This window comes from Escherichia sp. KTE52 (genome assembly GCF_000408325.1).
Lineage (GTDB): Bacteria > Pseudomonadota > Gammaproteobacteria > Enterobacterales > Enterobacteriaceae > Escherichia > Escherichia marmotae.
The window spans coordinates 2,476,483-2,489,307 of sequence record NZ_KE138680.1; the positions used below are offsets into that span (position 1 = coordinate 2,476,483).

At 49.2% G+C, this 12,825-nt stretch carries 13 protein-coding genes; 5 read left to right on the forward strand and 8 right to left on the reverse strand.

The features are described 5' to 3' along the window. The first annotated feature begins 65 nt into the window (after positions 1 to 65). Positions 66 to 2,171 carry a pyruvate/proton symporter CstA gene (cstA, locus tag A1SC_RS00460; protein WP_001043117.1) on the forward strand — a complete coding sequence of 702 codons (2,106 nt, stop codon included), beginning with the start codon at positions 66 to 68 and terminating at the stop codon, positions 2,169 to 2,171. Between the two features lie 148 nt (positions 2,172 to 2,319). Continuing rightward, positions 2,320 to 2,517, forward strand: coding sequence for a YbdD/YjiX family protein (locus A1SC_RS00455; RefSeq protein WP_000460431.1), 198 nt, complete (start codon positions 2,320 to 2,322; stop codon positions 2,515 to 2,517). 9 nt (positions 2,518 to 2,526) lie between these two features. Here the strand turns inward: A1SC_RS00455 and hcxA are convergent, their stop codons facing one another. Continuing rightward, positions 2,527 to 3,615, reverse strand: a complete 1,089-nt coding sequence (gene hcxA, locus A1SC_RS00450; protein ID WP_016263038.1) for a hydroxycarboxylate dehydrogenase HcxA — start codon at positions 3,613 to 3,615, stop codon at positions 2,527 to 2,529. A gap of 108 nt (positions 3,616 to 3,723) precedes the next feature. Here hcxA and ybdL point away from each other — a divergent pair, with 108 nt between their 5' ends. Then, positions 3,724 to 4,884, forward strand: coding sequence for a methionine-oxo-acid transaminase (gene ybdL / locus A1SC_RS00445; protein ID WP_000183958.1), 1,161 nt, complete (start codon positions 3,724 to 3,726; stop codon positions 4,882 to 4,884). On the opposite strand, the gene A1SC_RS00440 is transcribed toward ybdL, so the two are convergent. The 4 genes from A1SC_RS00440 to dsbG form a co-directional block, all read right to left on the reverse strand. Further along, positions 4,885 to 5,514 carry an IbrB-like domain-containing protein gene (locus A1SC_RS00440; RefSeq protein ID WP_000526876.1) on the reverse strand — a complete coding sequence of 210 codons (630 nt, stop codon included), beginning with the start codon at positions 5,512 to 5,514 and terminating at the stop codon, positions 4,885 to 4,887. It abuts the gene before it with no gap. Further along, positions 5,487 to 6,707, reverse strand: a complete 1,221-nt coding sequence (locus tag A1SC_RS00435; protein ID WP_000029788.1) for a phosphoadenosine phosphosulfate reductase — start codon at positions 6,705 to 6,707, stop codon at positions 5,487 to 5,489. The genes A1SC_RS00440 and A1SC_RS00435 overlap by 28 nt, the downstream gene beginning before the upstream one ends. A 141-nt stretch (positions 6,708 to 6,848) precedes the next feature. After that, entirely contained in the window at positions 6,849 to 7,754 is a 906-nt protein-coding gene (citR, locus tag A1SC_RS00430) for a DNA-binding transcriptional repressor CitR (protein WP_000002459.1), read from the reverse strand. 207 nt (positions 7,755 to 7,961) lie between these two features. Further along, positions 7,962 to 8,708, reverse strand: coding sequence for a thiol:disulfide interchange protein DsbG (gene dsbG, locus A1SC_RS00425; protein WP_000913734.1), 747 nt, complete (start codon positions 8,706 to 8,708; stop codon positions 7,962 to 7,964). Positions 8,709 to 9,081: 373 nt separating this feature from the next. Here dsbG and ahpC point away from each other — a divergent pair, with 373 nt between their 5' ends. Beyond that, positions 9,082 to 9,645, forward strand: a complete 564-nt coding sequence (gene ahpC, locus A1SC_RS00420) for an alkyl hydroperoxide reductase subunit C (protein ID WP_000052796.1) — start codon at positions 9,082 to 9,084, stop codon at positions 9,643 to 9,645. A 243-nt stretch (positions 9,646 to 9,888) separates the two neighbouring features. Beyond that, complete coding sequence (gene ahpF, locus A1SC_RS00415) at positions 9,889 to 11,454, forward strand: alkyl hydroperoxide reductase subunit F (RefSeq protein WP_010380701.1); 1,566 nt, start codon at positions 9,889 to 9,891, stop codon at positions 11,452 to 11,454. 120 nt (positions 11,455 to 11,574) lie between these two features. Here ahpF and uspG read toward each other — a convergent pair whose 3' ends face one another. The 3 genes from uspG to rnk all read right to left on the reverse strand — a co-directional run bounded on the left by uspG (position 11,575) and on the right by rnk (position 12,773). Continuing rightward, complete coding sequence (uspG, locus tag A1SC_RS00410) at positions 11,575 to 12,003, reverse strand: universal stress protein UspG (protein WP_001515959.1); 429 nt, start codon at positions 12,001 to 12,003, stop codon at positions 11,575 to 11,577. A 127-nt stretch (positions 12,004 to 12,130) separates the two neighbouring features. Next, the gene (gene yldA / locus A1SC_RS26285) at positions 12,131 to 12,220 is read right to left on the reverse strand and encodes a small membrane protein YldA (RefSeq protein WP_353889723.1); all 90 of its coding nucleotides are present in this window, start codon (positions 12,218 to 12,220) and stop codon (positions 12,131 to 12,133) included. Between the two features lie 142 nt (positions 12,221 to 12,362). Continuing rightward, on the reverse strand, positions 12,363 to 12,773 hold the full coding sequence (gene rnk / locus A1SC_RS00405) for a nucleoside diphosphate kinase regulator (RefSeq protein ID WP_000089740.1): 411 nt from the start codon (positions 12,771 to 12,773) through the stop codon (positions 12,363 to 12,365). Positions 12,774 to 12,825 lie beyond the last annotated feature (52 nt).

A 12,825-nucleotide genomic window follows, 5' to 3' on the forward strand; every position in this document is an offset into this window, starting at 1 on the left:
ATTTTGCAAAGGTGTTATAGAAACAAAATGTAACATCTCTATGGATACGTACACGGATAACAATTATGAACAAGTCAGGGAAATACCTCGTCTGGACAGTGCTCTCTGTGATGGGAGCATTCGCTCTGGGATACATTGCTTTAAATCGTGGGGAACAGATTAACGCGCTGTGGATTGTGGTGGCGTCGGTCTGTATCTATCTCATCGCTTATCGTTTTTACGGTCTGTTTATCGCCAAAAAAGTGCTGGCGGTTGACCCGACACGTATGACGCCAGCCGTGCGCCATAACGACGGTCTGGACTATGTGCCGACGGACAAAAAAGTGCTGTTCGGTCACCATTTTGCGGCCATTGCCGGCGCAGGCCCACTGGTCGGGCCGGTGCTGGCGGCGCAGATGGGCTACCTGCCGGGGATGATCTGGCTGCTTGCCGGGGTGGTTCTCGCCGGTGCGGTGCAGGACTTCATGGTGCTGTTTGTTTCCACGCGCCGCGATGGTCGCTCGTTGGGTGAACTGGTCAAAGAAGAAATGGGACCAACCGCCGGGGTGATTGCGCTGGTGGCCTGCTTTATGATCATGGTGATCATTCTGGCGGTGCTGGCGATGATCGTGGTGAAAGCCCTGACCCATAGTCCGTGGGGAACGTACACCGTTGCGTTCACTATTCCGCTGGCGCTTTTTATGGGGATCTACCTGCGCTACCTGCGTCCAGGTCGCATTGGTGAAGTGTCGATCATCGGTCTGGTGTTCCTGATTTTCGCCATCATTTCTGGCGGCTGGGTGGCAGAAAGTCCGACCTGGGCACCGTACTTTGACTTTACGGGCGTGCAGTTGACCTGGATGCTGGTGGGCTACGGTTTTGTGGCGGCAGTGCTGCCGGTATGGCTGCTGTTGGCTCCGCGTGACTACCTCTCTACCTTCCTGAAAATCGGGACTATCGTTGGTCTGGCGGTGGGAATTCTGATTATGCGCCCCACGCTGACCATGCCGGCGCTGACCAAATTTATCGATGGTACTGGCCCGGTATGGACCGGTAACCTGTTCCCGTTCCTGTTTATCACCATCGCCTGTGGTGCAGTGTCTGGCTTCCATGCGCTGATCTCTTCCGGCACCACGCCAAAGATGCTGGCGAACGAAGGTCAGGCGTGCTTTATCGGTTACGGCGGGATGTTGATGGAATCCTTCGTGGCGATTATGGCGCTGGTTTCCGCCTGTATCATCGATCCGGGCGTGTACTTCGCCATGAATAGCCCGATGGCGGTGCTGGCTCCGGCAGGTACGGCAGATGTGGTGGCTTCTGCAGCGCAAGTGGTGAGTAGCTGGGGCTTTGCAATTACCCCGGATACGTTAAACCAGATTGCCAGTGAAGTCGGTGAACAGTCGATCATTTCTCGTGCGGGCGGTGCGCCAACGCTGGCGGTAGGGATGGCCTACATCCTGCACGGCGCGCTGGGCGGCATGATGGATGTGGCGTTCTGGTATCATTTTGCCATTCTGTTTGAAGCGCTGTTTATTCTGACGGCGGTAGATGCGGGTACGCGTGCTGCGCGCTTTATGTTGCAGGATCTGCTGGGCGTGGTTTCTCCTGGTCTGAAACGGACGGATTCACTGCCTGCTAACCTGCTGGCGACGGCGCTGTGCGTACTGGCCTGGGGTTACTTCCTGCATCAGGGCGTGGTCGATCCGCTGGGCGGCATTAATACCCTGTGGCCGCTGTTTGGTATTGCTAACCAGATGCTGGCGGGGATGGCGCTGATGCTTTGTGCCGTGGTGCTGTTCAAGATGAAACGTCAACGTTATGCCTGGGTGGCACTGGTGCCAACGGCCTGGTTGCTGATTTGTACCCTGACCGCAGGCTGGCAGAAAGCGTTTAGCCCGGATGCGAAGGTCGGCTTCCTGGCAATTGCGAACAAGTTCCAGGCAATGATCGACAGCGGTAATATTCCGTCGCAGTATACCGAGTCACAACTGGCGCAACTGGTGTTCAACAACCGTCTGGATGCCGGACTGACCATCTTCTTTATGGTGGTTGTGGTGGTCCTGGCGCTGTTCTCGATTAAGACGGCACTGGCGGCATTGAAAGAGTCGAAGCCGACGGCGAAAGAAACGCCGTATGAGCCGATGCCGGAAAATGTTGAGGAGATCGTGGCGCAGGCGAAAGGCGCGCACTAAATTATCACTATTACGCTCTCTCTTTTGGGAGAGCGTAAGGCTGATGACAAACGCAAAATTGCCTGATGCGCTGCAACATTTGTAGACAGGATAAGGTGTTCACGCCGCATCCGGCAATATCTCAGCAATCTGATTACCGGAGGTATTGATGTTTGATTCACTGGCAAAAGCCGGAAAATATTTAGGTCAGGCGGCGAAGCTGATGATTGGCATGCCCGATTACGATAACTATGTCGAACATATGCGGGTCAATCATCCTGATCAGACGCCGATGACTTATGAAGAGTTTTTCCGCGAGCGGCAGGACGCGCGCTACGGTGGCAAAGGCGGCGCGCGCTGTTGCTAAATCTGCATGTCAGACGGTAAATGATTCCACTTTTTCGAACGCTGCACGCAACGTATCAGGTGTCAGCGTGACCGGCAGATAATGAATGGACTCCACCGGACGCAAAGTATGGGCAATCACTTTGTCGATTTCCGCCTGATTATTGATATCCACTTCCAGTTCCGCCAGCGTGGTCGGTAGATGAAAACGCTTATATGCCCCGGTTAATTGCGCCAGCACGTCATCCTGTCCCAGCAAGGCGCTTTGTACCAGAATGCCGTAAGCAACTTTGGTGCCGTGGAGAAATTTCTCGGTTTGCGGCAGCACGGTCAGACCGTTATGCACGGCATGAGCTGCCGCCACACGCGTAAAACGATCGCCCAGACCTCCTACCATACCTCCACCGGCGATAATCGCATCCACCACATCGCAAAATGACTGCGTTAACTGCTTGTTTTGCTGATCGGCAAGAGCCTGTTCGCTACTGCTTAACAATACGTCGCGGATGGCCTGTGCGCTATTGAGCCCCAGACGCACAGTCAGCGGCAATGTTTCCGGTTGCGGTGCCAGCACCACCGCTTCATACCATTTCGCCAGCGTGTCACCGATACCCGCCAGCAGATATTCTTGCGGTGCATTGAGGATAATCTCTGGTTCCACCAGCACCATAAAATTGGTGTCGTCGAAAATCTCATAATGTAGCGCCTGTCCGGCGTCGTTATACCAGACGGAGAGCGGTGTCCAGGCAGCGCAGGTAGCGGCGATCGTCGGAACGGCAACAAACGGCAGACCCAGACGGCGGGCGAGGGTTTTCGCGGTGTCGAGCAGTGCGCCGCCGCCGACGCCAATCACGACGCTGCGATTGTCACCAGACTCAGCCGCCAGTTGTTGCACATCGTTTTCGCTGCAATGACCACGAAACAAAATATGTTTTGCGCCGGGCAGCTCAAACGCTGGTGGAAGTTTTGTTTCTGCCGCAGCAATGGCACGTTCGCCATAAATCCACACGGCACGAGCAAGCTGTTCGTTGGTGAAAAAATCATGCAGGTGATTCAGGCTTCCGGGATGAGAAAAGTAGTTAGCAGGGCCGACGACGACGCGGATAGGATTGTGAGGCATGTTGTGTTGTCCTTATTGTTTTATTTAGACATCTAAACGTCTTGATTGCCAAATACTAACATCGTGTTATAGTGCCTTCAACACGCAACTTCGTCAGGCATGATAAAAATGACAAATAACCCTCTGATTCCACAAAGTAAACTTCCACAACTAGGCACGACTATTTTTACCCGGATGAGCGCGTTGGCGCAGCAGCACCAGGCGATTAATCTGTCGCAAGGTTTTCCTGATTTTGATGGCCCGCGCTATTTGCAGGAGCGGCTGGCGTATCACGTTGCTCAGGGCGCAAATCAATACGCGCCAATGACCGGCGTGCAGGCATTGCGCGAGGCGATTGCTGAGAAAACCGCACGGCTGTATGGCTATCAACCGGATGCTGAACATGACATCACCGTAACAGCAGGAGCGACGGAGGCGTTATATGCGGCGATTACCGCGTTGGTACGTAGTGGCGATGAGGTTATCTGTTTTGATCCCAGCTATGACAGTTACGCACCCGCCATCGCGCTAGCGGGTGGGGTAGTGAAACGCATCGCGCTGCAACCGCCGTATTTTCGCGTTGACTGGCAAGAGTTTGCTGCGTTACTGAGCGAGCGTACCCGGTTGGTGATCCTCAATACGCCGCATAATCCCAGCGCCACTGTCTGGCAGCAGGCTGATTTTGCAGCCTTGTGGCAGGCGATTGCCGAGCGCGAGATTTTTGTCATTAGCGATGAGGTCTACGAGCACATCAATTTTTCACAGCAGGGCCATGCCAGTGTACTGGCGCATCCGCAACTGCGTGAGCGGGCGGTGGCGGTGTCATCGTTTGGCAAGACCTATCATATGACTGGCTGGAAAGTGGGGTATTGCGTTGCGCCAGCGCCCATCAGCGCCGAGATCCGCAAGGTGCATCAGTATTTGACTTTTTCGGTCAATACTCCCACACAACTGGCGCTTGCCGATATGCTGCGGGAGGAACCTGAACATTATCTTGCGTTACCGGACTTTTATCGCCAGAAGCGCGATATTCTTGTGAATGCATTACGAGAGAGCAGACTGGAGATCTTACCCTGTGAAGGCACTTACTTTTTGCTGGTGGATTACAGCGCCGTTTCTACGTTAAATGATGTCGAGTTCTGTCAGTGGTTAACGCAGGAGCATGGTGTAGCGGCGATCCCTCTGTCGGTGTTTTGTGCCGATCCCTTCCCGCATAAACTGATTCGTCTCTGTTTTGCCAAGAAGGAATCGACGCTGCTGGCGGCGGCTGAACGCCTGCGCCAGTTGTAATTATTTCACCGTCCAGGCACGGGAATATCTACGGTCGGCAAACAACTCTTGCAGGCCGTTTATTTGCTTGAGGCGTAGCACTTCGTCGCTGTCCATACCCAGTTCTATACTGATTTTATTATCGTCCCATCCCAACTGGCTGAGTTCACGAACGATTTCTGACATTGCTGTGATTTGGTGGCGGCCACGCGCGCGGTTGTGGCGAATCGTTGCAGCGATGCGTTCGTTACGATCCCTTTCCAGACAGGTAACCGGTAAATACCCTTTTAAGCGCGTTTTTAACGTGTTAGAGCCTTTACCAATTTCATGGCGGTGGAAACCATCAACAATTTCAAGCGTATTAGCTCTGGTGTTGGTTACTACAATCGGTTGGGTAAAACCATCAATTTCAATGGATTTTTTTAATAGCTTCTTCTCTGGCGGTGCCACATTATTGGGATTGTAATCGTTTGGCACGAGTTGGCTATTTTTAACCCATAACACACAATCCACCGGCTCGTCGCGAAATGGACTCACTTGATGTATCGCCATCCGGATCTCATTGATCGCCTTAATGCGATCTTCTTCCGCTAAACTGGCGAGAAATTGCGTTAAATCCTGAGTTAATCGCTGTTGCATAATATTCCCCACTCCTGACGTTTTTCTTTCATCCGTTCGTTATAACGTTGATAATTTTTAGCTTTTGTAGGGCTGAATGATAACGCCCGGCACCAATAATCATTGTTGAGTAATACCTTGCAGATACGTCGCCAGGAGGGGACGTCTTTTGAGCCAATATCTCCTTGTTGAGTCTGAGGAATTTCGATTCCTTTTTTTTGATACCAGTGCAAATAAACAGCAATTTTATTGCGATAATGGTCAGCCGTTTTTTCTGGCATGCTGTTAAGCAGTAATAAGGCATATTCCTGCCAGTCTAAATGGTCAGGTTTTAGGATCTTCCTGTGGCCATAGAATTGATTATTGTGACCAGCGTAAATTCCACCGCTTTTTACGCCACTGACCCGGGCGCACATTGCGGCCCATCGATCAGGTTCAAGAACATGATATAGCCACAAACCTTGCCGTTGCTCTGGACCAAAAGGTTCGCAAATTCGCATTTGACGCAGAGGGACGCCAGCCTGGTACATCAGGTTATACAGCGGATTACAGAGGTTTTGGCCTTTAGCGTACCAGGTCCAGATATCAGCGACTTTCCAGTCGTAAATGGGGTAAATGTACCAACAATGACCGCCTGGCGCGGCGGTGGTCCACGGCTTATCGTCAGCAAAACGTTGTTTATTTAAACTGGCAATGGCGACGAAACGATTATAAGACTCGTCGGCACGGATCCCGACCATCATTGCGGCTGGTCGTTGTTGTGAAAACCATTCGGCAAATTCACGCACGAAATGTTCAAACGTCATACCCGATTGATAAAACGAGAAAAATGCCGGGTCGGTTATCGCATCTTCTGGTGGCTGTCGAACCCATTCAGTATCAGGTTGCCAGCACTGCCATTCAGGTTGATATTGGGATAATGAATTTTGTGTTGTTAACGGTAGAGCCACCCAATAAAACGTTTCGATGACATCCGCATATTGTTCCCGTAGCGATTGAACATAGTCAATAGTACAAGAAAACTGTGCTTCCCAGTCGATAAACAGGACGTGTATTTTTTTTCCTATTTTCCTGGCCAGACCGGCGGTCAAATGAAGCATTAAGCCAGAATCTTTACCACCAGAAAAAGAGACGCATACGCGGGGCAGTGTATTAAGTGTCCAGGTGATACGGTCTTGTGCTGCTTCCAGAATATTGAGAGGAAGCGGAATTTTATAAATGGACATCTGTAAACGCTCTCTTAACATGACCGGGAGAAAGTGCAATAGTTTGCTGATTATAATATTAATAAACTTAAATGAAATATCTTATTTTATATTCACTAGGTGAATTTTTTTATGATGAATATTGTTCTTATTGATAGGTTTTCAGGATAAGCTGTCATTTAAGCGATCAATAAATCGAGAGAACGCCAGATTGTTTAATGATGATTTATTATAGGAAATATAAAGTGTATTAGAGGGGAGGTTATGTTTTAGTTTTATTTGTTTTAATTGCAGGTTTTTCTGATGACAACGATATAGTTCAAAGGGAACAATACCCAGTAAATCGGTTACCGCAATAGTATTGATAATAGTAAACAGAGAAGAACTACGGAATGCTATTTTTCGGTTTGCCAGAATCGCTTCTATTTCCATCTGAAAATCTTCAAGGCCAGATGCTTTTGATGTCAGAAAAGTAAACTCTTCATCAAGAATGTCTTCGCGGCTACTGTATTCCGTTATTCTCGGATGAGATGCACTACAGATAAGCGTGTTGCGTATCGATTGAAAAGGTACACAGCTCACCGAGCGACTGATGACTGGTATTAATGTAATAACCAGATCTGCTTTGCGATAAGCCAATAAATTTTCGGCGCTTTCTGCTGACATCATAATGTCATGATGTTCAATTTCTACCGATGTGTCTTGTCGTAGGCATCCGATCAAAAGACTACTGTTGGTTGACGAGATAAGTTGCGGACCATAAATAATAAATTTTTTCTTCAGCTCGGATTTATTGACAATGTTGATGGTTTGCTCAAGGTTTTTGAGATTTTTCTCAAGATGATGATGCAGATTTAATCCTGTCGTTGTTGGTGCAATTCCTTTACCGGAGCGAATAAATAAGGGGTCATTAAATTGCGCCCGTAGACGTTGTAAAGACTGGCTTACCGCAGAAGGCGTTATATATAATGATTCTGCGGCCTTGCTAATACTAAGATGTTGGTAGATGCACTCAAAAATGACAAGCAAGTTTAAATCAAATTTTTTTAAGTCGTAAAGATTAGCCATGATGCACTCCATTCATATGCTTGTTCTCATAATATTCACCAAGTCAATGATATGGCTTTATGTATTTTTATATATTATGTTATTTTACTTAATTCACGATTAAGTTTTTCTAAAATAGCATAGCTGATATGAGAGGGGTGAACAATACTTGCGATTTTTTGGATAACTGAAAAGAGATAAATATTCCAGTTATCCATAGAATGAAGGTTATTTATTTCCCATAATGATATTAAATGTTTTTTGATCTGGTAATCCGACAGCCTGCTGTAATGTGTTTTCTGGGCTCATGTAATAAATAGCAGGGGTAACATTTGCGCCCAGTTCGTCCATCAACGTCTCGTTGGCACTGAGAATCTTCATCTGTTCAGGTGTGATGCTCCCTGAGAGGTTCAGCTTTAACTTGCCGCCAGATGCCTCATACTCTTGCCACGTTTTTGCCGGATCTTTAGACGCGAGGATTGCCGCCGCGGTGGCCGGGCTTTCTGGTTTTATCACGCCAACCAGCAGAGTACGAATCTGAACTTTACCGGCATCAACCCATGGGCGTGCTTGTTGCCAGAATTGTTTGCAATACGGGCAGAAAGGATCGGCAAAAACATAAACCACGACCGGCGCGTCTTTTTTACCGTCAAGTAACCAGTTTGATTGTTCCATACGCTGCCACATTTCGCGTCCGGCAGGTGCGTAAATCTCTTTTTCAATAAGAGCGTTACTGAGGTTTTCTCCCTTTTCGTTGTACATATAGCCAGAGATGGCATGCTTACCGTCTGGCGTAAGGTAGATAGTGACCCCCATATCCTGATATTTCCCCAGATAACCTTTCATACCGCCTGGCGCATCGAACGATTTAATAATCGTAATTCCCTGTTTTTCAATCGCTTTAACGGGCGCAGGAAGCTCTTCGGCGTAAGCAATTCCTGGGAGCAGGGTAAAAAAAATTATCTTTTTTAACATTGTCTTGTCCTTTTCGTTCAGTGCAAATACACAATAAAAGGCTTAACCTATCACTGTCATAGTTAAGACCTTATCTCAGGTGATTGCCCTTTGTTTATGAGGGTGTTGTAATCCCTCTCGTCGTTGCGATTATCATCGCAACACCCTAGCCTGTTGAACAGGCGCTGAAGATACCAAAGGGTAGTTCAGGTTATGCGGTCACCTGGAAAGGGGACCCATTTTACTTTTTATCGCCACTGGCGATGCAAAGTTCACAAAGTTGTCTTACGAAGGTTGTAAGGTAAAACTTATCGATTTGATAATGGAAACGCATTAGCCGAATCGGCAAAAATTGGTTACCTTACATCTCATCGAAAACACGGAGGAAGTATAGATGTCCTTGATTAACACCAAAATTAAACCTTTTAAAAACCAGGCATTCAAAAACGGCGAATTCATCGAAATCACCGAGAAAGACACCGAAGGCCGCTGGAGCGTCTTCTTCTTCTACCCGGCTGACTTTACTTTCGTATGCCCGACCGAACTGGGCGACGTTGCTGACCACTACGAAGAACTGCAGAAACTGGGTGTAGATGTATACGCAGTATCTACCGATACTCACTTCACCCACAAAGCATGGCACAGCAGCTCTGAAACCATCGCTAAAATTAAATATGCAATGATCGGTGACCCGACTGGCGCCCTGACCCGTAACTTCGACAACATGCGTGAAGATGAAGGTCTGGCTGACCGTGCTACCTTCGTTGTTGACCCGCAGGGTATCATCCAGGCTATCGAAGTTACCGCTGAAGGCATTGGCCGTGACGCATCTGACCTGCTGCGTAAAATCAAAGCAGCACAGTACGTGGCTTCTCACCCAGGTGAAGTTTGCCCGGCTAAATGGAAAGAAGGTGAAGCAACTCTGGCTCCATCCCTGGACCTGGTTGGTAAAATCTAAATTTTCTTCGTCTTTCACGCCATAGCAGTGTTGGCGTCGCCCGCTCACCCCGGTCACTTACTTGTGTAAACTCCGGGGGTTCACAGGCTAGCCGCCTTGCTCTGACGCGAAATACTTCGGAAATTCACCTAATTAATCGGGTGCTGCGGCACCCGATTTTCTTCCCCGCACCATGATGCAAGCTGCATCCAGGTAGCCGCAGAGGCCGCTTGCATGATGATGTTTAAAGCCCAGGAGATAAACATGCTCGACACAAATATGAAAACTCAACTCAAGGCTTACCTTGAGAAATTGACCAAGCCTGTTGAGTTAATTGCCACGCTGGATGACAGCGCTAAATCGGCAGAAATCAAGGAACTGTTGGCTGAGATCGCAGAACTGTCAGACAAAGTCACCTTTAAAGAAGATAACAGCTTGCCGGTGCGTAAGCCGTCTTTCCTGATCACCAACCCAGGTTCTAACCAGGGGCCGCGTTTTGCAGGCTCTCCGCTGGGCCATGAATTTACCTCGCTGGTACTGGCTCTGCTGTGGACCGGTGGTCATCCGTCGAAAGAAGCGCAGTCTCTGCTGGAGCAGATCCGCGACATTGACGGTGATTTTGAATTTGAAACTTATTATTCGCTTTCCTGCCATAACTGTCCGGACGTGGTGCAGGCGCTGAACCTGATGAGCGTACTGAACCCGCGCATTAAACACACGGCAATTGACGGTGGTACGTTCCAGAACGAAATCACCGATCGTAACGTGATGGGCGTTCCGGCCGTATTCGTGAATGGTAAAGAGTTTGGTCAGGGGCGTATGACGCTGACTGAAATCGTTGCGAAGATTGATACTGGCGCTGAAAAACGTGCGGCAGAAGAGCTGAACAAGCGTGACGCTTATGATGTGCTGATCGTTGGTTCTGGCCCGGCGGGTGCTGCGGCGGCAATTTACTCCGCACGTAAGGGTATCCGTACTGGTCTGATGGGCGAACGTTTCGGTGGTCAGATCCTCGATACCGTTGACATTGAAAACTACATCTCCGTGCCGAAAACCGAAGGCCAGAAACTGGCTGGTGCGCTGAAAGTTCACGTTGATGAATACGATGTTGATGTGATCGACAGCCAGAGCGCGAGCAAGCTGATCCCGGCCGCGGTTGAAGGCGGTCTGCATCAGATTGAAACAGCTTCCGGCGCGGTACTGAAAGCCCGCAGCATTATCGTGGCGACCGGCGCAAAATGGCGCAACATGAACGTTCCGGGTGAAGATCAGTATCGCACCAAAGGCGTAACCTACTGCCCGCACTGCGACGGCCCGCTGTTTAAAGGCAAACGTGTAGCGGTGATTGGCGGCGGCAACTCCGGCGTGGAAGCCGCGATTGATCTGGCGGGTATTGTTGAACACGTTACCCTGCTTGAGTTTGCGCCAGAAATGAAAGCCGACCAGGTTCTGCAGGACAAACTGCGCAGTCTGAAAAACGTCGACATCATTCTGAATGCGCAAACCACTGAAGTAAAAGGCGACGGTAGCAAAGTTGTTGGTCTGGAATACCGTGATCGCGTGAGCGGCGATATTCACAATATCGAACTGGCCGGTATTTTCGTTCAGATTGGTCTGCTGCCGAACACCAACTGGCTGGAAGGCGCAGTAGAACGTAACCGCATGGGTGAAATCATCATCGATGCGAAATGCGAAACCAACGTCAAAGGCGTGTTTGCAGCCGGTGACTGTACGACGGTTCCGTACAAACAGATCATCATCGCCACTGGCGAAGGTGCCAAAGCCTCTCTGAGTGCCTTTGACTACCTGATTCGCACCAAAACTGCATAAGAAGAAGTAAGATTCACCTGCAATTGTTTAGCCGCCGGGGTCAAACCTGGCGGCTTTTTTTCGTTATAGAAAACCCTGCCGGGATGGCTCCGGGCAGGGCACCATAAATACGTTAATTTGTTAACGAACGACTAATACAGGCAGATGGGCGTGGCGGATCACGCTGGAAGCGTTAGAACCTAACAGATGGGTTGAAATTGATGGATTACGCGAACCGATAACCACAACATCCGCATTCAGTTCTTTGGCTAATTCATTCACCTCATCTCTCACGCTACCAAAACGGACATGTGGTTTGATACGGGAGGGATCAATAGTGAAATGACCCACCATTGTCTGCAGGCGCTCTTCCGCCTCATGTTGCAAATGCTCTTCGAAACGACGCACATCGGCAGCAAAACGGTGCAGACTAAGGCTTGCAGCGCCTGGTAATACATGGAGTAAATGAATTACACCATCATCCTGGGCGAGAAATTCAGCGTGACGAACGGCTTTGTCGCTTAATTCCATTTCAAATACGTCTACTGGCATAATGATTGTTTTGTACATAAGCATTCTCTCCTTGCTGTTGCATGCATGCATACATAACATCATATTATTGATTTTAGATCTGTGATTTGCGACGTTGATTTTATATCTATTAAATATTGATGCTTAAAATGTATTCGTGTTGGCACTACCAGTGTTGCTCAAGGTATAGCACCGCTACAACAATTATTGCTGCGATGAAAATATAAAACGCTGTAATACCAAGAGCTTCACTCATAATGGAGTCCGCAGGTTGATAACCTGTTCAGATTAGAACGTAGCGGGGAAGAGCAAAATGATAAATCTGGTTGATATTTGAGCGGAAAGAGGATGCGGACGCATCCTCTGAGCAAAGCGATTTAACGCTTGTGCAGATGGGATTAAAGCAGGTATTCGCCAGCGGCTTCTGGCTGGTATTCGAGTTCCAGCACTTCAAGGTGGGTGGTAACGCCGCCCGGAAGTTCCCAGTGAATGGTGTCGCCAACGCGCAGCCCCAGCAGTGCGGCTCCAACCGGAGCCATAACGGAAAGCTGAGTATTGCTGTCGGTCATTTTGGCCGGATACACCAGCGTGCGCACACGCACTTCGCCATCGCTAAGATTGCGGAATTTAACCCGGCTGTTCATCGTCACCACATCGTGTGGCATATCTTCTGGCGAACACATTTGGGCGCGATCCAACTCTGCGTTTAACGCGTCAGCGACTGGCAAACCGGCGTAGGCGGGTTGCTCCAGCAGAATATCGATGCGTTCGGCATCCAGGTCGTTAATGATGATAGTTGGTCTGGACATTTTTACTCCATGTCGTCGGTACTGCGAGTGTCGCAGATAAACATACCCAAAA

Bases quoted from the DNA above. Each gene is read 5' to 3' on its own strand.
- ahpC (WP_000052796.1), top strand. From the start codon at position 9,082: ATGTCCTTGATTAACACCAAAATTAAACCTTTTAAAAACCAGGCATTC.
- uspG (WP_001515959.1), bottom strand. From the start codon at position 12,003: ATGTACAAAACAATCATTATGCCAGTAGACGTATTTGAAATGGAATTA.
- rnk (WP_000089740.1), bottom strand. From the start codon at position 12,773: ATGTCCAGACCAACTATCATCATTAACGACCTGGATGCCGAACGCATC.
- dsbG (WP_000913734.1), bottom strand. From the start codon at position 8,708: ATGTTAAAAAAGATAATTTTTTTTACCCTGCTCCCAGGAATTGCTTAC.
- ahpF (WP_010380701.1), top strand. From the start codon at position 9,889: ATGCTCGACACAAATATGAAAACTCAACTCAAGGCTTACCTTGAGAAA.
- ybdL (WP_000183958.1), top strand. From the start codon at position 3,724: ATGACAAATAACCCTCTGATTCCACAAAGTAAACTTCCACAACTAGGC.
- A1SC_RS00455 (WP_000460431.1), top strand. From the start codon at position 2,320: ATGTTTGATTCACTGGCAAAAGCCGGAAAATATTTAGGTCAGGCGGCG.
- cstA (WP_001043117.1), top strand. From the start codon at position 66: ATGAACAAGTCAGGGAAATACCTCGTCTGGACAGTGCTCTCTGTGATG.
- A1SC_RS00435 (WP_000029788.1), bottom strand. From the start codon at position 6,707: ATGTCCATTTATAAAATTCCGCTTCCTCTCAATATTCTGGAAGCAGCA.
- hcxA (WP_016263038.1), bottom strand. From the start codon at position 3,615: ATGCCTCACAATCCTATCCGCGTCGTCGTCGGCCCTGCTAACTACTTT.
- yldA (WP_353889723.1), bottom strand. From the start codon at position 12,220: ATGAGTGAAGCTCTTGGTATTACAGCGTTTTATATTTTCATCGCAGCA.
- citR (WP_000002459.1), bottom strand. From the start codon at position 7,754: ATGGCTAATCTTTACGACTTAAAAAAATTTGATTTAAACTTGCTTGTC.